21 protein-coding genes are annotated in these 23332 nt (G+C 71.5%); 11 read left to right on the forward strand and 10 right to left on the reverse strand.

Features of this window, described 5'->3' with window-relative positions:
• Positions 1-16: 16 nt before the first annotated feature.
• Positions 17-1144 (reverse strand): NDMA-dependent alcohol dehydrogenase, encoded by a 1128-nt coding sequence (locus FHS23_RS12815; protein ID WP_183654015.1) that lies wholly within the window; start codon positions 1142-1144, stop codon positions 17-19.
• Between the two features lie 260 nt (positions 1145-1404).
• On the opposite strand from FHS23_RS12815, the gene FHS23_RS12820 reads away from it, so the two are divergent.
• The 6 genes from FHS23_RS12820 (at position 1405) to FHS23_RS23745 (ending at position 8205) form a co-directional block, all read left to right on the forward strand.
• Entirely contained in the window at positions 1405-2529 is a 1125-nt protein-coding gene (locus FHS23_RS12820; protein ID WP_183654018.1) for an AraC family transcriptional regulator, read from the forward strand.
• A 319-nt stretch (positions 2530-2848) separates the two neighbouring features.
• Positions 2849-3862, forward strand: coding sequence for a 2-keto-3-deoxygluconate permease (locus tag FHS23_RS12825; RefSeq protein ID WP_343053879.1), 1014 nt, complete (start codon positions 2849-2851; stop codon positions 3860-3862).
• Positions 3859-5196, forward strand: a complete 1338-nt coding sequence (locus FHS23_RS12830; protein WP_183654021.1) for a four-carbon acid sugar kinase family protein — start codon at positions 3859-3861, stop codon at positions 5194-5196. The genes FHS23_RS12825 and FHS23_RS12830 overlap by 4 nt, the downstream gene beginning before the upstream one ends.
• Positions 5193-6248, forward strand: a complete 1056-nt coding sequence (gene pdxA / locus FHS23_RS12835) for a 4-hydroxythreonine-4-phosphate dehydrogenase PdxA (protein ID WP_221219520.1) — start codon at positions 5193-5195, stop codon at positions 6246-6248. Before FHS23_RS12830 ends, pdxA begins: the two co-directional genes overlap by 4 nt.
• A gap of 61 nt (positions 6249-6309) precedes the next feature.
• Entirely contained in the window at positions 6310-7215 is a 906-nt protein-coding gene (locus FHS23_RS12840) for a GntR family transcriptional regulator (RefSeq protein WP_183654027.1), read from the forward strand.
• A 240-nt stretch (positions 7216-7455) separates the two neighbouring features.
• Complete coding sequence (locus tag FHS23_RS23745; RefSeq protein WP_343053881.1) at positions 7456-8205, forward strand: IclR family transcriptional regulator; 750 nt, start codon at positions 7456-7458, stop codon at positions 8203-8205.
• Positions 8206-8232: 27 nt separating this feature from the next.
• On the opposite strand, the gene FHS23_RS12850 is transcribed toward FHS23_RS23745, so the two are convergent.
• Genes FHS23_RS12850 through FHS23_RS12890 form a run of 9 tightly spaced genes read right to left on the reverse strand, consistent with a single transcriptional unit; the run spans position 8233 to position 17947 of the window.
• Positions 8233-9702, reverse strand: coding sequence for a dihydroorotase (locus FHS23_RS12850; protein ID WP_183654031.1), 1470 nt, complete (start codon positions 9700-9702; stop codon positions 8233-8235).
• Between the two features lie 12 nt (positions 9703-9714).
• Complete coding sequence (locus FHS23_RS12855) at positions 9715-11112, reverse strand: FAD-dependent oxidoreductase (RefSeq protein ID WP_183654034.1); 1398 nt, start codon at positions 11110-11112, stop codon at positions 9715-9717.
• Positions 11109-11786, reverse strand: coding sequence for a hydantoin racemase (locus FHS23_RS12860; protein ID WP_183654036.1), 678 nt, complete (start codon positions 11784-11786; stop codon positions 11109-11111). The genes FHS23_RS12855 and FHS23_RS12860 overlap by 4 nt, the downstream gene beginning before the upstream one ends.
• Positions 11783-13225: an MmgE/PrpD family protein gene (locus FHS23_RS12865; protein WP_183654039.1), complete on the reverse strand. Its 1443-nt coding sequence runs from the start codon at positions 13223-13225 to the stop codon at positions 11783-11785. Before FHS23_RS12865 ends, FHS23_RS12860 begins: the two co-directional genes overlap by 4 nt.
• Positions 13225-13926, reverse strand: a complete 702-nt coding sequence (locus tag FHS23_RS12870; RefSeq protein ID WP_183654042.1) for an ABC transporter ATP-binding protein — start codon at positions 13924-13926, stop codon at positions 13225-13227. Before FHS23_RS12870 ends, FHS23_RS12865 begins: the two co-directional genes overlap by 1 nt.
• Positions 13913-14650 (reverse strand): ABC transporter ATP-binding protein, encoded by a 738-nt coding sequence (locus FHS23_RS12875; protein WP_183654050.1) that lies wholly within the window; start codon positions 14648-14650, stop codon positions 13913-13915. The genes FHS23_RS12870 and FHS23_RS12875 overlap by 14 nt, the downstream gene beginning before the upstream one ends.
• Positions 14647-15711, reverse strand: a complete 1065-nt coding sequence (locus FHS23_RS12880; protein WP_183654054.1) for a branched-chain amino acid ABC transporter permease — start codon at positions 15709-15711, stop codon at positions 14647-14649. The genes FHS23_RS12875 and FHS23_RS12880 overlap by 4 nt, the downstream gene beginning before the upstream one ends.
• Positions 15708-16703 carry a branched-chain amino acid ABC transporter permease gene (locus FHS23_RS12885; protein WP_183654056.1) on the reverse strand — a complete coding sequence of 332 codons (996 nt, stop codon included), beginning with the start codon at positions 16701-16703 and terminating at the stop codon, positions 15708-15710. The genes FHS23_RS12880 and FHS23_RS12885 overlap by 4 nt, the downstream gene beginning before the upstream one ends.
• Before the next feature lie 2 nt (positions 16704-16705).
• Positions 16706-17947: an ABC transporter substrate-binding protein gene (locus tag FHS23_RS12890; protein WP_183654059.1), complete on the reverse strand. Its 1242-nt coding sequence runs from the start codon at positions 17945-17947 to the stop codon at positions 16706-16708.
• Positions 17948-18186: 239 nt separating this feature from the next.
• Between FHS23_RS12890 and FHS23_RS12895 the strand changes: the two genes are divergently transcribed.
• The 5 genes from FHS23_RS12895 to FHS23_RS23575 all read left to right on the forward strand — a co-directional run bounded on the left by FHS23_RS12895 (position 18187) and on the right by FHS23_RS23575 (position 23314).
• The gene (locus FHS23_RS12895) at positions 18187-19374 is read left to right on the forward strand and encodes a CaiB/BaiF CoA transferase family protein (RefSeq protein ID WP_183654062.1); all 1188 of its coding nucleotides are present in this window, start codon (positions 18187-18189) and stop codon (positions 19372-19374) included.
• Positions 19371-20210, forward strand: coding sequence for an aldolase/citrate lyase family protein (locus FHS23_RS12900; protein WP_183654065.1), 840 nt, complete (start codon positions 19371-19373; stop codon positions 20208-20210). The genes FHS23_RS12895 and FHS23_RS12900 overlap by 4 nt, the downstream gene beginning before the upstream one ends.
• Entirely contained in the window at positions 20207-21028 is an 822-nt protein-coding gene (locus FHS23_RS12905) for a cyclase family protein (protein ID WP_183654068.1), read from the forward strand. The genes FHS23_RS12900 and FHS23_RS12905 overlap by 4 nt, the downstream gene beginning before the upstream one ends.
• Complete coding sequence (locus tag FHS23_RS12910) at positions 21025-22428, forward strand: MmgE/PrpD family protein (RefSeq protein ID WP_183654071.1); 1404 nt, start codon at positions 21025-21027, stop codon at positions 22426-22428. The genes FHS23_RS12905 and FHS23_RS12910 overlap by 4 nt, the downstream gene beginning before the upstream one ends.
• 343 nt (positions 22429-22771) lie before the next feature.
• A complete protein-coding gene (locus FHS23_RS23575) occupies positions 22772-23314 on the forward strand; it encodes a DUF732 domain-containing protein (protein ID WP_183654074.1) in 543 nt (180 codons plus the stop codon).
• Positions 23315-23332: the final 18 nt, after the last annotated feature.

The following is a 23332-nucleotide window of genomic DNA, read 5'->3' on the forward strand; positions in this document are numbered from 1 at the left end:
TGCACCGCGGTACGGATCAGTGGTCGTCGTGGGGAAACACGACGAGGCCGCGCAGGTTCTTGCCGTCGGCCAGGTCCTGGTACCCCTGGTTGATGTCCTCGAGGCGGTAGGTCGCCGTGACGAGCTCGTCGAGCTTGAGGCGGCCCGCCCGGTACAGGTGGAGCAACCGCGGAATCTGGGTCCTCGGGCCGGTGCCGCCGAAGATCGCGCCCTGTACCCGCTTCTGCAGCAGGGTCAACTCGAAGAGGTTCAGTGAGACGTCGGTCTCGCGGAAGTCCCCCATGCCGGTCACGACGACCCGGCCCGCCTTGCCCGTCATGTCGAGCGCCTGCTGGATGTGCTCGCCGTGGATCTCGCCGACCGTGACGATGACGACCTCGGCGTTGCGGCCCCACGTCAGATCCGGAAGCTCCGCCATGACCTCGTCGACGGACGCGTAGGCGTGGGTCGCTCCGAAGTCGAGCGCCGTCTTCCGCTTGTACTCCACGGGATCGATCGCCAGCACCTGCCGCGCACCCGCGAACACCGCACCCTGCACGGAGTTGATACCGACGCCGCCCACCCCCATCACGACCACCGTGTCGCCGGGTCGGACGTCGCCGACCTCCGTGGCCGACCCCCAGCCCGTCGACACGCCACAGCCGAGCAGCGCCGCCTTGTCGAGGGGGATGTCCTTCTCGATGCGCACCACGGACGACTCGTTCACCGTCACGTACGGCGAGAACGTACCCAGCAGGCACATCTGCACCGCGGGCCTGCCGCCGACATGCGCGCGGAACGACCCGTCGGCGATCGCCTTACCCGTGAGCAGGCCCGCGCCCTCGTCGCACAGATTCTGCATTCCGGACGCGCACGCCGGACACGTTCCGCACGCCGGGATGAACGCCAGCACGACGTGATCACCCTCCTCGACGCCGCGCACGCCGGGTCCCACCTTCGTGACCACGCCTGCACCCTCGTGCCCGCCGACCACCGGCAGGAACGCCACCGGACTCGCACCCGACACCACGTGCGCGTCCGAATGACACAGTCCCGACGCGGCCAGGCGCACCTGCACCTCGCCCGCCACCGGGTCGCCGAGTTCCACGTCCGAGATCTGCCAGGGTGCGCCGATCTCCTCGAGGACTGCCGCTTTCACCTTCATGCGCTGCTCCCGTACATCGATGGACAGGTGCGACTCGTGCGGACCGATCACCGCCGAACGCCGACTTGTGACACGGGTCACGATGCACGGATCAAGGTACGATCGTCCGAGGTCGCGGCCATAGCGCCATCGCGGCCACAACCGCACCGTTCCGGCCACACCGATGCCGCCCGTGACACTCCGACCCGAGCGGACCCTTGGCACTGACCAGGGATTCGACGGCGTTGACGCCGTGATACGGGCTCGGCGAAACTGGCCGGATGGACCCCGGCAGCGTTGCCGACGACGTTCCACCGATCGCAGGACCCGACCCCCTCCGGCGGCACGGCGCGCGTCGGCACGCAGCCGTCGACTCCAACCGGCTGATCGCGGCGATCACCGACTCGTGGGACCACCCGCGCACGATGGTGGGGGTGTCGATCCTGCTCGACTGGGCCGCCGACCACGGTCTCGACCGGCAGGCGCTGCTCGAGGGTTCGCGCATCGAGCCCACGCTGCTGCCCGATCCGATCGCGTTGATCGAGGCGCACCAGGAGCTCACCGTCATCCGCAACCTCGTCGTCGCGTGCGGCTGCCGGCCGGGGCTGGGCGTCGAACTCGGCGCCCGTTACCACCTGACGGCGTACGGGCATTTCGGCTATCTCCTCGCGACCTGCGGCTCGGTGCGCGAAACCGCCGAGAAGGGCCTGCGCTACGCACTGCTCACGTTCGCGTTCTCCACCATGACGGCACGTCTCGGCGATCACGACGACTACGTGCTGGCCTTCGAGGCCGACGACGTGCCCGCCGACGTGCGGCGGTTCGCGGTCGAACGTGATGCGGCCGCCACGATGCAGATCCAGCGCGAACTGTTCCCCGGCGTGGGCCGCGTGCCGCTGCGCGAGGTGCGGTTCGCGTTCTCACCGGACCGGCCGGACGACGCCGCGGCGTACCACGCACACTTCCGCGTACCGGTGTCGTTCGGCAGACCGCGGACCGAACTGGTCTTCGACGCCGCCTACCTGGACCGCATCCCGCCGATGGCCAACCGCCACACGGCCAAGCTGACGACCGCCGAGTGCGAGCGCATCCGCGCCGAACGCCTCCACCACACGGGGGTCGCCGCGCGAGTGAGGGCGTTCCTGCTCGATCAGACGTCGCTGGACCTCACGCTGGAGACGGTCGCCGAACGGCTGCACTACGCACCGCGGACCCTGCGCCGACACCTGGAGAGCGAGGGCACGACGTTCCGCGCGGTCCTCGACGAGGTGCGGCGGGTCGTGGCCGAGCGGCTGCTGCAGGATCCGTCGGTCCCCCGCTACGAGATCGCCCGCCGCCTCGGGTACCAGGACTGGTCCAGCGTCACCCGCGCACGCCGTCGCTGGGACATCCGGACGGCCACCTGACGGGTCACTCCGTCACCGCTCGGCACGCCGGGCGGGAGCAGCACCCCCTCTTGCGGCCACCTCTCCTAACGGCCATCCCCTCCTGCGGCCGCCACGCGACGTCCCGAACGTGCCGTACGGGCCCCCCGAATCCACAACACGGGCCCCGGAGACGACAACACGGGCCCCGGAACCTGCAACACGGGCCCTTGAATGCGAAACACGCGACCCTGGCGGCCGGGGTTCCCTCGGACGGCGTAGTGTGCGACCTTGTCCGTACAACTTATGCGTACAAGTTTTCGGCGCGAGTGCTCGCGCCGATGCCGACAAGGAGGCCGGCGTGAGCAACCAGGAAACTTCGCGCGTCCCGCTGTTCGCCACGATGCAGCGGATCCCCGGCGGGCTGATGCTGATTCCCCTGATCCTCGGGGCGATCATCGGCACGTTCGCGTCCGGCGCGCTCGAGATCGGCAGCTTCACGACCGCGCTGTTCGCCGACAGCGCGCTGCCGCTGATCGCGCTGCTCATCTTCGCCACCGGCACCCAGGTGAGCGCGCGCACCGGTGGACCGATCCTCGCGACCGCCGGCACGCTGCTGCTCACCAAGAGCCTCATCCCGGCGGGCCTGGCCGTGCTGCTGGGCCTGTTCGTGGGCATCGACGGCGTCTTCGGCATCTCGCTGCTGGCGCTGCTCGCGGCGGTCGACAACAGCAACGGCGGCCTGTGGCTGGCGTTCACCGGCCAGTACGGCGACGAGCGCGACCGCGGTGCCTACCTCGCGAGCGCGGTCAACGACGGCCCCTTCCTGACGCTGCTGTTCCTCGGCGCGTCAGGCCTCGGCGACATCCCGCTGTTGGCGCTGATCGGCGCGATCGTGCCGTTCCTGCTCGGCGTGCTCGTCGGCAACATCGACGCCCAGTGGCGCAAGGTCGTGGCACCGGTGCCCAACATCGTCATCCCGTTCTTCGCGTTCGCGCTCGGCACCGGTATCGACCTCGGTGACATCGTCACCGGTGGCGTCAGCGGCCTGGTGCTCGGTGTCATCGTCGCGCCGGTGACGGGCTTGTTCGTCTACCTCGGCTACCGGTTCCTGCTGCGCCGCGGCAAGATGTCCGGCATCGGCTTCGCCGCGGGCACGACGGCGGGCAACGCGATCGCCACACCTGCGGTCGTCGCCGCGGCCGACCCGACGTTCCAGCAGTACGTGGGCACGGCCACCGCCCAGATCGCGGCGTCGGCCCTCGTCACCGCGATCCTGGCACCGTCGATCGCCGCGTTCATGCTCAAGCGCTCCGGGGCGCTCCGGAAGCAGGATCCGGCGGCGGAACCGGCCGGTCCGGTGGAATCGGTATGACGGCAACGGGCGGTACAGGGGTCGACAGCGCACCGGCCGGCGACCCCGCGATCGGCGACACAGGAGGCGACGGCGTGGCGATCGGCGGCGCATCGCGCGGACACGACGTCGTGATCGTCGCCGACGACGTCACCGGAGCCGGCGATACCGCGGTGCAGTTCGCGGAGGCGGGTTGGACGGCCGAGCTGCGGTTGCAGCCGGGCGGCGGCGACGTCCAGGTCGTCGCCGTGAGCAGCGACTCGCGGGCGTGCCCGGACGCCGAGGCCGCCGAGCGCGCCCTGCAGGCGGCCGCGGGCACGCAGGCCGACCGGATGTTCAAGAAGATCGATTCGACGGTGCGCGGCCCGATCCGTGCCGAGCTCGACGCGCTGCTGGGACAGCTCGGCCCGGACGCGGTGGCTGTCGTGTGCCCGGCGTTCCCCGGGGTGGGCCGGACGATCGTCGACGGCACCGTGCTGGTCGACGGCGTGCCCGTCGGCGACACCCCGGTGGGCCGCGACCCGGTCACGCCGGTGACGGAGAGCCACCTGCCGACCCTGCTCGGTGCGACGCAGGTACGCCTCGACCCCGCGGGCGACCCAGCGGGGTGGGCAGCCCGGCTCCGCGAGGCCGGACCAGTGGTCGTGGTCGACGCCGCCACCGACGACGACCTCGACCGGATCGCACGGGCCATCGACGCGCTCGGCGAACGTGGTCTGCCGGTCGGCGCGGCGGGGCTGGCCGGTGCGCTCGCCCGCCGGTGGCGCCCGACCAACCCCGCCGCCGCACCGGAGTCCGCACCCGCGCCCACCGGCCCCGGCGGCGCGGTGCTGGTCGTCGTGACGAGCCTGCACGCCGCGGCGCGCGCCCAGGTGCAGGCGCTCGTCGACGCGGGCGCCACCCACCACCGGCCCACGCCCGACCAGCTGCTCGACGACGGCGCCTGGCACGCCCTGCTGGAACGGCTCTCCCGCCCACCGGCGGCCGGCGCGGACACGCCCGGGCCGGCCGCCGTGGTACTCAGCGCCCCCGAACGCGGCGACACCGACGTGCCGCCGGCCCTCGTCGCGCGCCGCCTCGCCGACGCCGCGGCCGAACTGGTCCGGACCACCGAACCAGCGGGTCTCGTCGTCACCGGCGGCGACGGCGCCCGCGCCCTGCTGGCGGGTCTCGGCAGCAGTGGCATCAGGCTCGACGCGACCGGCACCGATGCGGGAGCCGGTGTCGCGACGGGCACCGTCGTCGGCGGCCGGGCCGAGGGCCTGCCGATCGCGACCAAAGCCGGTGGTTTCGGCGAATCGAACGTGTTGATCACGGCCGCGCACGCGGTCCGCAGGAGAAGGAGTGACCGTTGACGGCAACAACGCAGGCCGGGGTGCCGACCCTCGCCCTCACGCTCGGCGATGTCGCGGGCATCGGGCCCGAGATCACGGCGCGGACACTGCTGGAGCACGACGAGCTCCGCACGATCTGCCGTCCCGTCGTCATCGGGGACGCCGAGGCACTGCGCCGCGCGGTCACCGGGGTGCTCGGCCGCGACGCCGGACTCGTCCGCGTCGTCGACCGTCCCGCCGACGCGACGAACGACCCCGGCACGATCGAGGTCGTCCAGGACGGGCCGCCGCTCGGCCACGTGCCGTACGGCGAGCTCAGCCCCGACGCCGGTGACGCCGCGGCGCGCTTCGTGATGCGGGCGTGCGACCTCGCGAGGGCGGGCGAGGTCGACGGCATCGTGACGGCACCACTCAACAAGGCGGCGATGCACGCGGGCGGGCACCACTGGCCGGGCCACACCGAACTGCTCGCGCACGAGTTCGGCGTCGACAACTTCAGCCTCGTACTCTCGGCGGGCGAGCTGTACTTCTTCCACCTCACGACGCACGTCTCGCTGCGGGACGCGATCACGGGCGTGAGCGCCGAGCGGACCGACAACGTGCTCCGGCTCGTCGGTTCGTTCGCCGGTGCGCTGGGCACCCCCGACGAGGCGATCGGTGTCGCGGGGCTGAACCCGCATGCAGGCGAGAACCGGCTGTTCGGCGACGAGGACGCCGACGTGCTGGAGCCGGCCGTCCGGCGTGCCACGGCCGCCGGAATCAATGCCGTCGGACCGCTGCCCGCCGATGCGCTGATTCCCCAGGCCGTCAACGGAAAGTGGCGCTTCGTCGTCGTCTGCTACCACGACCAGGGGCACGCCCCGTTCAAAGCGGTCTACGGCGACGACGGGGTGAACATCACGGTCGGCCTGCCGGTCGTGCGGGTGTCGGTCGACCACGGCACGGCGTTCGACATCGCGGGCACGGGCGTCGCACGCGAGGCCAGCCTGGTACTCGCTGCGCGACGCGCCGCCGAGCTCGCACCCGGCTGGCACCAGGTGTGGGAGACCGCCCGGTCGGCCGCGGCCTCGTGACCGGCCCGGCGGCACCGGCCTGCCGTCCCCGAAACCGGCCGACTTCGTAGACTCCAGCATCATGGGCGTCGATCGCAGCACTCGCGCACCGTTGCACCAGCAGGTCGCGGACACGTTGCGCCAGGAGATCCTCGGCCACGACCTCCCGCCGGGTGAGGCGCTGCCGAGCGAGGCAGCGCTGTGCGAACGGTTCGGCGTCGCCCGGAGCGTCGTCCGCCAGGCCGTCGCCGGACTCGCCGGCGACGGCCTGGTGATCCGCAGGCAGGGCAGGCCGACGATCGTCGCACCACCCGCCGAGTACCGCCGCCTGGTGCAGCGCGCGACCGGCATGTTCGACCAGTTCGCCCGCCGCGGCCACCAGCTGCGCACGACGATCCTCGACCTCTCCCCCGCCGCGCCGCCGCCGGGTGGGCGCGGCTTCCTCGGCACCGACGACGCGCTCCGTCTCGAACGACTGCGCCTCGTCGACGGCGACCCACTGTCCTATGTGCGCACCTGGCTGCCGGTCGACCGCGTGCCCGGCCTGCACGCCGAACACCTCACCGACGCATCGCTGCACCGGCTGCTGACCCGGGACTACGGCCTGCGCCCGATGCGCGGCAGGCGGCAGGTGCACGCCGTGGCCGCGGACGACCGTCTCGCCGACGCACTCGACACCGCCATCGGCGATCCGCTGCTGCTGCTCGAAGGCGGCACGACCGATCAGCACGACCGTCCCCTCGAATGGTTCAGCGCCTGGCATCGGGCCGACCGCGTCGTGTTCGACATCGACGTCTCCGAGTCCATGGAGACGCTGCGCCTCGACGCGGCCGACACGACCGCCACCGACCACTTCGCCGACGCCGCGGCCCGGGACGGCGACGAAGACCCGGGCGACCGCGAGCCCACGGGTGACCGAGACCGCGACGACGTCGACCTCGAGCGCGCCCGCAGGCTCCTCGCCGAACTGACCCGTATTCTCGGCTGACCGCGGCGACAAACTTTCCGCCTAGCGGAACAGTCGTTTGTTGTCACCCGTTAGTGGTCCTGCTTGACCGTCGATTTCGCCTGGTGAGACACTCGATAACACCATTCCTGCAACAGAAACGAAGTCGTGGCCGAAAGTACTGTGCCCCCTCACAGCACGCCCCCTCACAGCACGCCCCCTCACAGCACGCCCTCCCCTACGACGGCCCAGGGCGGTACCGGGACGGAGGCCGCCGCGAGGGTGGCGGACGTGCTCCTGCTGTTCACCGGCGGCCCCGAGTATCTCGGCGTGAGCACCATCAGCCGCAAACTCGGCATCTCCAAGGCCGTCGTGTACCGCATCCTGCAGTCGCTGGTGTCGCGGGACGTGCTCGCCACGACGCCCGGCGTGACCGGTTACCGGCTCGGACCCGCCGCTGTGGCGCTGGGCGCGAGCGCCCTTCGCCGCTTCGACGCGAGGACGGCGGCCGCCCCCGTCCTCCGGAGGCTGCGCGACCAGACCGGCGAGACGACGACGCTGTCCGGGCTGGTCGGCGACGAACGCGTGTACCTCGAACAGTTCGAGAGCCGCGCCGAGATCAAGATGACCGTCGACATCGGCACCCGATTCCCCCTGCACGCCGGCTCGTCGGGCAAGGCGATCCTCGCGCAGCTGCCGGACTGGCGTCGAGACGACATCCTCGCAGGCGACCTCGGCGCGTTGACCGAGCGCACCGTGACCGACCGGGAGACGCTGGCCGACCAGCTCGACGCCATCGCGGGCGACGGCGTCGCCGTGTCCCTCGGGGAACGGCAGAGCGGCGCGGGGTCCGTCGCCGCCGCGCTCGTGACGCCGGACGGCGAGGTGCACGGTGCGATCAGTGTGTGCGGGCCCGAGTACCGGTTCACCGGGGAGAAGATCGAGCGCTACCGCGAGCTGGTGCGCGACGCCACCGCCGAGATCATCCGGAACTGGGCGAACGGGCCCGCCGCGGGTGGGCGCCGGGACTGACCCCGGCACTCACCCGCGGCGGGCGGTTCAGCGGCCGCGGGGCAGGTAACGACCCTGCGGGTCACCCTGGACCTTGCCGTCGGCGAACACGTGGTTGCCGCGCACGAAGGTGTCGGTGACCTTGGCCGTCATGTCGAAGCCTTCGAACGGCGTGTACTCCTGGGTGGACTCGGAGTCGGCCGCGCGCACCGTCCACGACGCCGTCGGGTCGACGAGCGCGATGTCGGCGTCGTAGCCCTCGGCGATCGCTCCCTTGTTGACGAGACCGTACCGCCGCGCCGGGTTCCACGACGTCAGCTTCGCGACCCGCTGGGGCGACAGGCCGCGCTTGGCGCCCTCGCCGACCAGACCCGGCAGCAGGTACTCGGCTCCGCCGAACCCCGACTTGGCGACGAACACGTCGTCGCGATCCTCGCCGAACTTCAGCTCGTCCTTGCAGCAGGCGTGGTCGCTGACGACCCAGTCGACCTCGTCGGCCAGCACGTGGCGCCACAGCGCTTCGACGTCCTCCCGCTCGCGCAGCGGCGGGTTGACCTTGCCGCCGATGCCGCTCGCGGTGTCCACATCGGCCAGCAGATGGCCGACCGTGATCTCCCGCCGGAAATCCACGTGCGGGAACGTCTTCGCCATCCGCAGCGCCGCGTCCAACGCCTTCTCCGACGACAGGTGCAGCAGGTTGATGTTCCGCAGGCCGGTCTCGTGGGCCAGGTACGATGCGATCGTCACGGCCAGCCCCTCCGAGTGCGGCGGGCGAGACCGGCTGTAGGCGCGCAGTCCGGACAGCGACGGGTCCTGCTCGACGAGTCTGGTGTAGGCGGTCATGATCTCCGCCGTCTCGCAGTGCAGCGACAGCGAGAGGTGATCGGCGTAGTCGGGCAGCGCCTCGCGCGCTGCCTGGATGCCGCGCATGACGAACTCGAAGTGCGCCAGGTCGTAGCGCTCGTCCGGCGGCGTCATGAGGAAGTCGCTCTGGCTGGCCGACCGTCCGTGCAGACCGTGGCTGCCGTAGAACATGAAGATCTTGAACGACGTCACGCCGTGCTCCTCGACCAGATACGGGATCTCGTCGATGTGCTGCGACATCATCGGTGCCAGGTGGAAGGCGTAGTCTACGTACGCGTTGCCCGATGCGGCAGAGAGCACCTCGGGGAAGAACTCACGGTACGGCCCGCCCTTGTTGAGGTAGTACTGGCCGGTGCGCATGTACGTCAGCGCCGTCGTCACGCCGCCCTGCGCGCTCGCACGACTCTCGGTGCGCGTGTCCGTGGGCAGCTCGTTGTAGATGCCCCAGTGCTGGTGCGCGTCCACCACGCCGGGGAACGCCAGCAGGCCGCGGCCGTCGACGACGTTCGCGGCGTCCTCGCGCGACAGTCCACTCGCGACTCGAGCGATCGTTCCGTCGTTGACCGCGATGTCGGTCGTCTCCGGCGTCGCGTTGTCGGGATCGTCCGGGCGCACCACCCGGACATCAGTGATGAGCAGTTCCGTCGTCGCCATCCGTCGTTCTCCTTACTGCGTGTTCGAATACCGGCGGGCCACGTCGTCGGCGGCCAGCCAGGACAGGCCGAACGCCGGCAACAAGCCGTTGCCCGGCAGATAACCGGCGGCGCCGTGCCCGGAGATCCCGGCCGCGGCACCCCCTGCGGCGTACAGGCCGGTGATCGGCCGGTCGTCGGCGTCGACGACCGCCGCGTGCTCGTCGACCAGCAGGCCTCCTTGCGTGTGGAACAGGGCCGGCACGACGCGGACGGCGGCGAGCCTTCCCGCCAGCGGGCGCTCCCAGTTCGTCCTGCCGAACCGGTCGGCGCGCTCCCCCCGCGCGGCCGCGGCGCTGTCGGCGAGCTCGGCGGCGAGCGCCTCGGACGGCAGGCCGGTCATTTCGGCGAGCTCGGCGACGTCGGCACCCCACACGATCGCGCCCGCGTCGACGTTGTCCTGGAAGTCGCGGAACGGCAGACACTGCTCGTAGATCGTCTCGTCGATGACGATCCATCCCGTCGAGCCGCGGCGGGCGGCGAGTTCCGCGGCGTACTCCGAGTAGCCGCGCGTCTCGTCCCCGAAGCGCCTGCCGTCGAGGTCGACGAGGACGCCGCCGTGGATGACGGTCGCCCATCCGACGAGCGTGCCGGACTTCGCGCCGACCGCGCCGTGTCCCTGGTAGGCGTCGAGGAACCCGGATGCGGCACCGATGCCGTCGCCGATCCGCAGCGCGTCGCCGAGCGAGTACTCGCCGCCCTGGTACAGCGCGCCGGCGATCTCGGGCAGGTGTTCGGCGACGAGACCACGGTCGGCGCCGAAGCCGTTCGTGGCGAGCAGCACCGCGCGGGTCGGGATCTGCTCCTCCGTACCGTCGGGGTAGCGCACGATCACCCCGCGGACGGCGCCGTCGTCGTCGAGGCGCACGTCGACGAGCCGCGCGGGCGCCAGCAACTCGATGTCCGGATGCTCGCCGGCGCGGCGGGCGAGGTGGTCGATCACAACGGATCCGTGCCTGCCGGGAATGGTGTGGCAGCGCGGCACGGCGTGACCGGGATAGTTGAAGTCGGTCACGAGTGAGAGCGGCAGCCCGGCCGAATCGGCCAGCCATTCCACGAGCGGTGCGCTGATCCCGGCCAGCGTCCGCGCCAGTCGCGCGTCCGCGGTGCCGTGGGTCTTGGCCATGATGTCGGCGACGAAGCGTTCCGGCCCGTCGTCGATCCCCGCTTCGGCCTGCCAGCGTGAGCCGGCACCGGGGAACATCGCCGTGGACATCGACGTGTTGTTGCCCCTGCGGAAATGTTCGCCGGCCTCGACCACGAGCACGCTCAGCCCGTGTTCGGCCGCGCGCAACGCACCGGCCAGGCCGCCGCCGGCGCCGGCGACGACGAGGTCGGGTCCCTCGGGCTCTGTCGGGTCGGCACCGGTCATGCTGTCGGCGCTCCTTCCACGGTCAGCAACCGCAGCGCGAGCGCGGTCGGGTCGACGATGCGTGCCGCCAGGTCGGCGGGTTCGACGTCCACCGCGGAGCAGCCGTTGAGCACCGCGGTGGCTCCGCGCTCGGCGAGCCGGGTCACCGCCTGGCCGAGCGCGGCGTTCCAGGCCGCGGTGTCGGCGATGGCGTCGAACGGCAGGTCCAGCACTTCGACCCCCGCCGAGTACGCCACCAGACCGTACGCCGCGAGCCGCCGGGTGAACTCCGCGCCGATCGCCTCGTTGCGGACGACGGCACCGAACCGCTCACCACGGGCCGCGAGGAAGCCGGCCGAGAGTTTCAGCAGCCCGTGCACCGCCGGTCCCGGTGCGGTCGTTCCACAGGGGCCGGCCCCATCGGGCACGGCCGGGTCGAGCACACAGTCGGGAAACGCCAGGTCCCAGCCCGCCGCGCCGTCGGTCAGCGCCGTGTCGAGCGCCGACCTGACAGCCCGTTCCGACGTGCGTACGGCCGCGTCGGTGTCCAGCGCGGGCGGCGCTTCGGGGCCGACGTCGCGCAGCACGATCTCGAGGTCCGGAGGAGCCAGCCGGTCGTATCGGTCCTGCCGCCTGCGGATCTCCTCGTCCGGCAGGTGGATGGGCGTCACCGCCAGCGCGCGCGCCACCTTCATTCCTCCTCCTTCGGGGCCGTGTTCTCCGCGACCGTGCTGTCCGCCGCCGTGCTTTCCGGAGTCGCGCTTTCCGTAGTCGCCGTCGCCGGGAGGTGGGCCAGCCCGCGCAGCGCCTCACCCACCCGCGGCGACGCGGCGAAGCGCGTGCTGAACGCCACCAGCCGGTCGAGCACGGTGTCGTCGCCGAGCAGACCGCGGAGAAGCCCGATGACGGCGTCGCGGTCGAAAGGACGGTGGTCGGCGTCTCCCACCGGGTTGGGCACCTCGGCGGTGCGGGTGTCGCCGTCGGTGTAGCGCACGGTCACACGCGTGGCGCGTTGGCCGGGCAGTCGGGCGGTGAGGTCGTCGGCGGCCACGACGGTCACGCGACGGGCCAGGTCCCGCAGCCGCGGATCGTCCAGCCTGCCGTCCGCGTAGGTCCGTGGCTCTACGGCGCCGTCCAGGGCGACCGCCGCGACCACGAACGGCGTCGAGAACATGGCAGACAGCCGGTTGTCCCAGTCCGTCCGGGACAGACCGGCGCCCAGGGCGTGGGTCTCGACGCGCACGTCGGCGACGGTCCTGCCGTCGGCGAGTGCGAGCATCGCGTCCGCGGCCGGATGGGTGAACGAGCACGACGCGTGCCGCTTGAAGTAGCCGGCGGTGATGTCCCAACGGGTACCGAGCTCCGCCGTGAGCTCGCCCGGGTCGAACTCGCCCAGCAGGGAGCCGAGCGACAACGCCGCGGTACCGGTGTTGCGGGCGACGCCCGCCGCCGCCATCCGCGCCGCGGCGAGGCCGGAGGCGTTGGCGGCGCCGAGCCAGGCGTCGCGCACGGGATTGCCGGTCGTCGCCGAGTCGAAGTGTCCCGCCACGGGCATCCCGGCTCCGGCGTCGATCGCGGCGGCGCACGCGCCGGCGCCGAGACCGAGCAACCGGGCGCACCCGGCGGCGGCACCGGCCACACCCCAGTTGCCGTGCGGATGTACGCCCGCACGCAGCCGCGTCGCCCTGCCGAACCGGGCCGCCACCTCGTAGGCCGCCAGCAGCGCCGCGACGGTGTCGGCACCCGTGGCGTCCCGTTCCGCGGCCAGCGCCAGCACCGCGGGGAACCCGTGCACGGCGGGATGTCCCTTGGCGTACTTGTTGCCCTCGTCGAGCTCCAGACACGCCATCGCGGAGGCATTCAGCCACGCCGCGGTGTCCACCGGTGCCGTCTCCCCCGCCCCGAACAGCGGTGCCGGTCCCCCGGCCACCGCCCACGCACGCCGCAGCGCGGTCTGGTCGTCGGTCCGGGCGCCGACCGCCGCCACCCCGACGACGTCGAGCACCACGAGACCGAGGCGGTCGACGACCGCGGCCGGTGCGGCGGCGGGGTCCAGCCGCGACACCCATGCGCCGAGCTCGGCCGTGGCCGCCACGGCAGCATCCGTCGACGACGTCGTCGTGTGGCCGTCCATCACAGTCCCAGGTAGGCCTTCCGCACGCGTTCGTCGTCGGCGAGTTCTCCGCCGCCACCGGACAGCACGATCGAACCGCTCTCCATGACGTACGCCCTGTCGGCGATGGCGAGCGCCTGTTTCGCGTTCTGTTCGACGAGCAGCACCGACACGCCCGTGTCACGGATCTCGCGAACCGCGTCCAGCATCGTCCACGTCAACTTGGGCGCCAGGCCCGTCGACGGTTCGTCGAGCAGCAGCATCCGCGGGCCCGCCATCAGCGCACGGCCGATCGCGAGCATCTGCTGCTGGCCGCCGCTGAAGGTCTGCGCCACCTGGCCGCGGCGTTCGGCGAGGATCGGGAACAGGTCGTACACCTGCTCCAGCCGGGTCGTCGTGTCCTCCGCCGACGCGGTCCACGCCCCCATCCGGAGGTTCTCCTCGACGGTGAGCGTGCCGAACAGTGCCCGGTCCTCGGGCACGTGCACCAGGCCGTCCCGGACGAGCACGTCGGGCCTGCGTCCCGCGGTGTCACCGCCGTCGAACACGATCCGCCCCGCCTGCGGCGGGAGCTGCCCGCAGATGCTGCGCAACGTCGTGGTCTTGCCCGCACCGTTGGCCCCGACCAGCGCGACCAGCTCCCCCGCACCGACATGCAGGTCCACCTCGTGCAGGATGCGCATGCGGCCGTATCCGGCGCTCAGCTTCTCAAGCGTCAGCATCGGTCGTCGGCTCCTCCCCGAGGTAGGCGTCGATCACGCGCGGGTCGGCCGTGACCTCGTCGGGTGTACCGGTGGCGAGCACCGCACCCTGGTCCAGCACCAGCACGCGATCGGACAGCCGCATCACCGCGGCCATGATGTGCTCGATGAACACCAGCGTCGTGCCGTCCTGCTCCCGTAGTTCGGCCAACAGGTCGAGCACGGGTTCGCGCTCGGCGGGCAGCAGGCCGGCGAGCACCTCGTCGAGCAGCAGTACCCGCGGTCGCGCGGCGAGTGCCCTCGCGAGTTCGAGCCGTTTCAGGCCGGCCGTGGGCAACTCGGTCGCGGGCCGGTGCGCCCACTCCTCCAGGCCGACCCGTGCGACGACCTCCGTCGCGTGGTCGCGCAGCCGCGCCGCCCCACGCGTGTGGTGCTGCGCGGCCAGGCTCACGTTCTCGGCGACCGTCATGCTCGCGAACGGTCGCATCAGCTGGAAGGTCCGCACCATGCCCCGCCGCGCGATCGTCTCCGGTTTGCGGCCGGTCACGTCCGTGCCGGAGAACCGCACCGACCCCGAGTCGGGTTTCAGCGCGCCGCAGATGACGTTGAACAGGGTGGTCTTGCCCGCGCCGTTCGGTCCGATCACACCGACGATCTCGCCCTCCGACACGGACATCTCCACATCGGACAGCGCGTGCAGCCCGCGGAACTTCTTGTCCACACCGGACAGTTCGAGCAGGCTCATCGGCGCCGCCTTTCCGAGATCTTGTCGGCGAGGGTCCCGAAGATGCCCTTCGGCATCAACCGCACGATGAGGATCAGCATCACCGCGTACAGGATGACGTCGAGGCCGCTGCGCCCTTGCAGGAAGCTCAGGAACTCGGGCGGGGTCGCCAGCAACGTCGCGGTCACGTCCGAGAGCGAACCCACGATGACCGCTCCCACGACCGGACCCCAGATCGTGCCGATCCCGCCGATCACGGCGGTGACGATCGCTTCGATGGACACCGAGGACCCGAACGCCAACTGCGGATCGATGAACAGGTAGTACTGGGTGTAGAACGCGCCCGCCACCGCGGTGATCGCACCGGAGAGCGCCACGGTGAGCAGCTTGTGCCGCATGACCGGCGCGCCGACCGAGGCGGCAGCCAGCTCGTCGTCCCGGATCGCCACGACGTACCGTCCCGCGGGCGAGTGCCGGAACAGGATGCTCAACGCCACGGCCCCGCCCGCCAGCACGAGCGCGATCCAGAAGTACGCGGGCGACCCGGCCGGGAACTGCATCTGCCACACCGAAGAACCCTGGATCAGCGGCACCTGATAGCCGACGGCACCGTTGACGACATCACTGCTCGTGGTGACCAGCCGCAGCATCTCGGCGAACGCGAACGTCGCCAGCGCGAAGTAGGCGCCCTTGAGGTCGTACCGGAACGAGAAGTAGCCGATCACCATGGCGACCGCGGCCGCCACGACCATGCCCGCTGCCATGCCGACCCACGGCGACACGCCGTGCTCGACCAGCAGGTACGCGCTCGTGTAGGCACCGAGCCCGAAGTAGGCCGCGTGGCCGAAGCTGAACATCCCGCCGAAACCGCTCATGATGTTCCAGCCCACGGCCATGATCAGGAAGATCAGGATCCGCACGGCCACCGCACCCTGCGCGGACGGCAGGATCAACGGCAGCGGGATCGCCAGCAGCACCAGGACCGCGAGCACCGCGAACTGCCGGTTCTGGGGACGCAACGGCGGCGCCGCCGGCGCCCCGGGCCGCGTCTGTCGCCGCGACTCGACTGCGGTGTCGGTCATGTTCGCCTCCCGAACAATCCTTGCGGACGCAGGAACAGCACCAGCACGAACACCACGAACACGCCGAGCAGCGAGCTCTGGCCGTCGAGATAGATCGTGGTGAGCTGCTCGACCAGTCCGATCAGCAGCCCGCCGACGAGCGCGCCGACGACATTGCCCATACCGCCGAGGACCACCACGACGAACGCGGTGATGTTGAACTGCTCGCCCAACGTGGGCGTGACCGACAGCAGCGGCACGGCCAGCGCCGCGGCCGCACCGGCACAGGCGGCGCCGATGGCGAAGGTCAGCGTGTGGATGCGGCGCACGTTGATGCCGACCAGTTCGGCACCGGGGCCGTTCGACGCCACCGCGCGAATCGCCGTGCCGAGCCCGGTGTGCTGCAACATCCAGTACAGCGCGAGGCCGAGCGCCACGGCGCCGGCGAATGCGTACAACCGTGAACCCGCCACTACGGCGCCGAACACGTCGAGGTGCGTCTCACCGGGCAGCCCCACGTTCTTCGGCTCGGCGCCGAAGAACAGCAACAGCCCGTTCTCCAGCAACAGCGACAGCCCGAGTGTGATGAGCAGCTGGTTCTCCAGCGTCGCTCCGCCCGAACCGGACAGCAGCCCGCGGTGTACGAGCACACCCACGAGGAACAGGGCGGGCACGGTGACCAGCATCGTCAGGTACGGGTGCAGACCGGTCGCCTGCACCACGCCGAACGAGATGAACATGGCCACGGCCAGCAACGCGCCGTGCGCGAAGTTCACGATGTCGAGCACGCCGAAGATCAGCGTGAGGCCCATCGCGATCAGCCCGTACAGCCCGCCGGTCAGCAGACCGGTCACCACCGACTGCCAGACCACGATGCCGCTTCCCGACTGGACCAGCGCGACGGCGATGGCCACCGCCACCAGGGCGCCCACGACGCCCGCACGTTTCAGCACCGCCAGGGTGGCCGACGGCGCCCGGGTCTCCGGGGCGTCGGTGTCGATCGTCGCCGTCATCGTCACCACGCCACCGAGTAGTCGGGATCGGATTCGGCCTTCTCCGGGGGATACACCTGTTTCACCCGTCCGTTCTGGATCTGCATGAGCACCGCGGCCGAGTTCACGTTCTCGCCGTCACGGCCGAACCGCACCGGGCCGTTGCCGACGGTGAGCGGGGCGATCCGCGCCCGGGCGATCCCGTCCCGCACGGCTGCCGGATCGGTGCTGCCCGCCTCCTCGACGCCTGCGGCGATCGCCTGCACGGCGTCGTAGGACAGGACCGCGCCGGTGCGCATCGGTGCTCCGAACCGCTGTTGGTACTCCGCGCGCAGCCGCCGGGTTTCGGGGTTCTGCGCGTCGAAGTGGTAGTTGGTGCTGAAGTACCGGTCGCCGAGTTCCCCGGCGTCGGACACGAACTTCGGCTGGTCGTAGGCGCCGTTCGAGACGCCCCACACCGCGTCGAGATCGGGCTTGACCGCGTCGACGGCCTTGGCGATGAGCAGGCTGTCGCCGTAGTAGCCCGCCACGACGAGCACGTCCGCACCGGAGGCCTTCACCTGCGTGATCTGGGACGTGAAGTCGGCGGCCGTCGTCGCGTCGTAGCTGATGCGCGGGCCGACCTCCATGCCCAGCTTTCCGGCCGCCACCTCGAAGGCGTCGGCCGCTCCGGTGCCGAAGTCGGTCTGCTCGTGGAGCACGGCGACCCGCTCGGCCGGCTTGCCGGCCTTCTCGGAGACCTGCTCGAGATACTCCGCGGCGGACTCGGAGATCTTCGCGCTGCCCGGCTGCACCCGGAACGAGTACCGGTAGCCGTGCTGGAAGATCTCGTCGGAAGCGGTCACGTCCATGACGAACGGCACCTCGTTGCGCTCGGCCACGACGGAGACGTTGCTGCTGACCGAGCTCTGATACGTGCCGATCAGGCCGACCGCGCCGCCCGAGATGAGGCGCTGCGCCTCACTCTGCCCGATCTCGGGCTTTCCCTGGGTGTCCGCGGTCGCCAACCGAACCTCACGGCCGCCGAGCGAGGCGATTCCGCCGGATTCGTTGATCTGTTCGACCGCGAGCTGCGCACCGCGGCGCATCTGCAGTCCGTCGACCGCCATCGACCCGCTGACCGGGTGCAGTGCCCCGATCCTGACCGGACCGTCACCGCTACCGGCAGCGTCCCCCGCGGCGCCGGACGGCGCGGAACCACCGCAGCCCGCAGCTGCGAGCAGGGAGCCCGCGCCGAGGACGGCGATCAGTCTGCGAACGATCATCTCTGATCCCTGTTCTCTGATGTGTTCCGCTGGAGCGCATGTTTCGCTAAGAGAAACATGATTTCGAAGTTGGGCTATCGTGACACCGTCAGCTGCCGTTGGTCAACAACCGTCGACAGCTTGACTACACGCGATCAGCAGTGCGAACTTGACGAGCAGGGGCACGCGGCAGCCACGAGACATGGGCGTTATCGTTGTTCCCCTAAACGAAACGGCTGACGAAAGGCAGGTACCGCCCCATGACGGGCGCATTGTCGGGAATCCGCGTCCTCGACGTGGCCACGCTGTTCGCCGGCCCCCTGGCCGCGACCACGCTCGCCGATTACGGGGCCGAGGTCATCAAGATCGAGCACCCCAACGGCGATCCGGTCCGCCACCACGGCGCCCAGCGCGACGGTGTCGGCCTGTGGTGGAAGCTGCTGGGGCGCAACAAGAAGGCCGTCACGCTCTACCTGGGCTCACCCGAGGGCCAGGAGATCTTCCGTGAGATGGTCGCCGACGCCGACGTGGTGATCGAGAACTTCCGCCCGGGCACGCTCGAACGGTGGGGCCTCGGCTACGACGAGCTCCGGAAGATCAACCCCGGGATCGTGCTCACCCGCGTCACCGGGTTCGGTCAGGTCGGGCCCTACGCCAAACGTCCCGGGTTCGGCACGCTGGCCGAGGCCATGAGCGGCTTCGCCGCCATCACCGGCGAACCGGACGGGCCGCCGACGCTGCCACCGTTCGGGCTCGCCGACGGCATCGCGGCGCTGGCGACGGCCTTCGCCGTCACGACCGCGCTCCGCGCCAGGGAACAGACCGGCGAGGGTCAGGTCGTCGACATGGCCATCATCGAACCGATCCTGACGCTGCTCGGGCCGCAGATCATCGCCTACGATCAGCTCGGCGTGCTGCAGGAGCGCACGGGCAACCGCTCCAGCAACAACGCGCCGCGCAACACTTACCGCACCCGGGACGGCAACTGGGTCGCCATCTCCACCAGCGCGCAGTCGATCGCCGAACGCGTCATGCGCCTCGTGGGCAGGCCCGAGTTCATCGACGAGCCCTGGTTCGCCAGCGGAGCCGAGCGAGCCCAGCACGCCGACGAGCTCGACGAGGCGGTCGGCTCGTGGATCGCCGCACGTGACCGCGACGAGGTCATCACGGCGTTCGAGGAGGCCGAGGCCGCGATCGCGCCGATCTACACGGCGGCCGACATCGTGGAGGACCCGCAGTTCCAGGCGCTCGGCACCATCGCCACGCTGTCCGACGACGAGCTCGGACCGGTGCGCATGCAGAACGTGCTGTTCCGGATGTCGGAGACTCCCGGTTCGATCAACTGGACGGGCGCGCCGGTCGGCGCGCACACGGAGGAGGTCCTCGGCGAGTACGGGGTGACGCCGCAGCAGCTGGCCCGACTCCGCGAGCAGGGGGTCGTCCGGTGAGCGCACCGGTGCGGACGTGGCTCTACGTTCCCGCCGACCGCCCCGACCGGATCGCCAAGGCACTCGGCTCCGACGCCGACGCCGTGATCCTCGACCTCGAGGACGCCGTAGCACCGGAGGACAAGGAGCGGGCGCGACGTAACGTCGTCGCGACGCTGGCCGACGGCCACCGTGTCCACGTGCGCGTCAACGAACCCGGCACTCCACACGGGACGGCCGATGTGGACGCGCTTGCGGCGTCCTCCCACACTCCCGCCGGGGTCCGCGTGCCGAAGTGCGTGGACCCGGTGCGGCTGGGCCACACGGCCGACCGACTCGGCGTGCCCGTGTACCCGATCCTCGAGTCGGCGCTCGGGGTGGAACACGCCTACGCCCTCGCCACGGCGCATCCCCTGGTGTCCGGCATCTCCCTCGGCGAGGCCGACCTCGCCGCGGATCTGCGCGTCAGCGACCGCGGCGCGCTCGCGTGGCCGAGGTCCCGGGTGGTCGTCGCGGCCCGCGCGGCGGGACTGCCCAGCCCCGCGCAGAGCGTGTGGACGGCGGTGCGCGATCTGGAGGGTCTGCACGCCGACACCGACGAGGGACGACGGGCCGGCTTCTTCGGCAGGTCGGTCATCCATCCGGCACAGATTCCCGTGGTGCACGAAGCATGCCGCCCCGACGCCGACGACGTGGCGTGGGCGCGGTCGCTCGTGGACACCGTGCGTGATTCCGGCGAGGCGGCGTGGATCGACTCCGCGGGCCGCTTCGTCGACAAAGCGGTCGTCGAGCGCGCGCTGTGGCTGCTCGCGATCGCCGACGAGGACCCGAACGTCAAGGAAGGCCAGACGTCATGACACGTTCCCAGGACCCGCTGCTCGCCGCCGTTTCCGGCGGGGTCCGGCTCTACGAGCTCGGGCAGCCCTTCTTCACCGGTATGCCGTGTTCGCCGAACCACCCCGGATTCCGGATGACGCTCATCCGCAGGCACGGTGACATGGAGCGTCCGGACGGCGGTTCGGCCGCCAACGAGATCATCGTCACCGGCGGCCACGTCGGCACCCACATCGACGCGCTCTCGCACGTCAGCCACTGCGGTGAGCTCCACGGCGGGGTCGACGCGGCCGAGGCGCAGCAGGGCGGCACGTTCAGCACACACGGCGCGGAGAACCTGCCGGGGCTGCTGCGGCGCGCCGTGCTGCTCGACGTCGCGGCCGTCCACGGCGTCGACACGCTGCCCGCCGGGTACGGCGTCACGGCCGACGACCTCGCCGCGGCCGCCGAGCTGGCGGGTGCCGAACCGGGACAGGGCGACGTCGCACTCGTACGCACCGGCTGGGCGCGCAACTTCGAGGACTCGGCCACGTACATGGGCAAGACGACGGGCGTGCCGGGGCCGACCGTCGAGGCCGGACGGTGGCTCGCCGACCGCGGCATCGTCGCGACCGGCGCCGACACCACGGCCTACGAGCAGATCCCCGCGGGAGCGGGACACGCCGTGCTTCCGGTGCACCGGGTACTGCTGGTCGAGTCCGGCATCTTCATCATGGAACACCTCGATCTCGAGAAGGTCGCCGAGGCGGGCGTCCGCGAGTTCACCTTCCTGCTCGCTCCCCTGCGTATCACCGGCGGCACCGGTTCGCCGATCCGTCCGCTCGCGGCGGTGAGCGCATGACGACGCTGGTCCAACACCTCGCGCGGCTGGCCGCGACCACGCGCGACGAGGGGCTCGCGCCCGATCTGCGCGACGACGTCGCACGCCGGGTTCTCGACGTGCTCGGCAACAGCCTCGCCGCGACCGCCGAACCACCCGCCGAAGCGGTCGGCAGGCTCGTCCGGGAATGGGGCGGCGAGGGCCGGTCGACCGCCATCGGCGCACAGGCGATGCCGGAACCGAGCGCCGCGCTGCTGAACGGCACGCTCGCCCACTCGCTCGACTTCGACGACACGCATCTGCCGTCGGTGCTCCACCCGTCGGCGTCCGTGGTGCCCGCGGCGATGGCGGTGGCCGAGTCCCGGGAAGCGAGCGGCGCGCAGCTGCTCGACGCGATCGGCGTGGGCATCGAGGTCGCCGTGCGGCTCGGGATGGCAGGCTACGACTCCGACCTCGGCAATTCGGTGTTCTTCGAGAACGGCCTGCACGCCACCGCGATCTGCGGCGCGGTCGGCGGCGCGGTGTCGGCGGCGATGCTGTCCGGTGTGGACACCGACGGCATCGCCGACACCGTGGGCATCGCGGCGAGCATGGGGTCCGGCCTGCTCGAGGCGAACCGCACCGGCGGCACGGTCAAGCGAATCCACTGCGGCTGGGCCGCGCACGCTGCCGTCACGGCCGCCGGACTCGCGCGCACCGGCATCACCGGTCCGCCGACGGTGCTGGAAGGCCGGTTCGGCATGTTGCAGGCGTTCTGCGGCGACCGGGTCGACCCCGCCGCCATCACGGCCGGGCTCGGCGAGCGGTGGGAGCTGCCGGGGATCTTCTTCAAGCCCTACCCGTGCAACCACTTCACCCACGCCGGCATCGACGCGGCGCTCCGGCTGCGGGCCCGCGGGATCGATCCCTCGGCGATCGAGAGCATCGAGCTCGGCGCTCCCACAGCCGTGTTGCGGACCATCGGCCAGCCTCCCGAGGAAAAGGCCATCCCCAAGTCGGGGTACCACGCGGCGTTCTCCGGCCCGTACACCGTGGCGGCGGCCCTGCTCGGCGGTGGCGGGCTGGGCGTGTTCCACGAGGACTTCACCGACGCGGCGGCCGCCGATCCGGACCGACTGGCCCTCGCCGCCAAGGTGACGTGCGTTCCCGACGCGGAATGCGACCGGATCTTCCCGCACCAGTTCCCCGCGGTGCTGCGCGTCCGGCTGGCCGACGGCACGGCCTTCACCGAGCGCGTCGACGCCAACCGGGGTGGCCACGGCAACCCGCTGTCGGCCGGCGAGCTCGCGACCAAGTTCCGGCTCAATGCCGCGCGTGCCGTGACCGCCGAGCGCGCCGAGCGGATCACCGAGCTCACCTACGACCTGGCCGGCCTGCGCGAGGTCACCACGTTGACCCGGGAGCTCGTCGGCGACGCCTGACCCCGCCGGTCCGCCCGTCCGTTCCCGGCCGGGAACGGACGGGCAGCCACACCCCGGGAACCACTCGCCACCCACCCGTCCGGATGTCACACGTAAAGGCGACTCCACGGGCCTCGGGAACTGCGCCCCACTAGATTCGGCGCCACTCGCAGGCCTCGAGGTCCGTGTTGCGGTTCCCGGGGTCCGTGTTGCGTTGTCCAGGGGCCGTGTTGCGGTTCCCGGGGGCCGTGTTGCGCCCGCCCGTTGCCCGGTCTCCGTCTCGCATCGGCGCGCTGTCGTGCGGCTGCACTTCCGGGGCCCGTGTTGCAGAAGCCCGTTCCCCGACCGCGTCCCGGGAGTCACCGTGCGCCGATGCGGCATCGCCCTCAGCGCCCTCACCGTCCTGCTCGCACCCGTGGCGGGCTGCGCCGCCACCGGATCCACGGAACCCTCCGCCGGTCGGGCCGCTCCGATCACCGTCGACGCGGCTCCCGTCGACACCGAACCGCCCGCCGACACCGAACCGGCCGGCGTCCCGTTACGGAACGGCACACCACACGCCCCGTTCCCCCTCGCTGACTCGGCCGACTACCTGGCGACGTTGACGAACGCGGGCGTCCGGCCGCGGACCTGGACCGCGGCGGAACAGGCCGCGGCACGCACAGCAGGCACGGCAGGTCAGGGGACCCGCGGCTGGAGCCCGGAGACGTGGGTCGACCTCGGACTGGCGGCCTGCGACCGGCTGTACGACGCCGACGGCGACGTCGCCGCGGTGATCCGGGCGGTCCGCGGGTCCCTGCCCACCGCCGGCGGCTACGGGTGGGCGGACATGACCGCGGCCGAACGGTCCACCCTGATCGTCACGACCGCGGCCGAAGAACTGTGCCCCGACGCCGCGGCACAGTGACCGCCGCGCCGTCACCCG

It is taken from the genome of Prauserella isguenensis, assembly GCF_014191605.1.
Classification (GTDB): Bacteria; Actinomycetota; Actinomycetes; order Mycobacteriales; family Pseudonocardiaceae; genus Prauserella; species Prauserella isguenensis.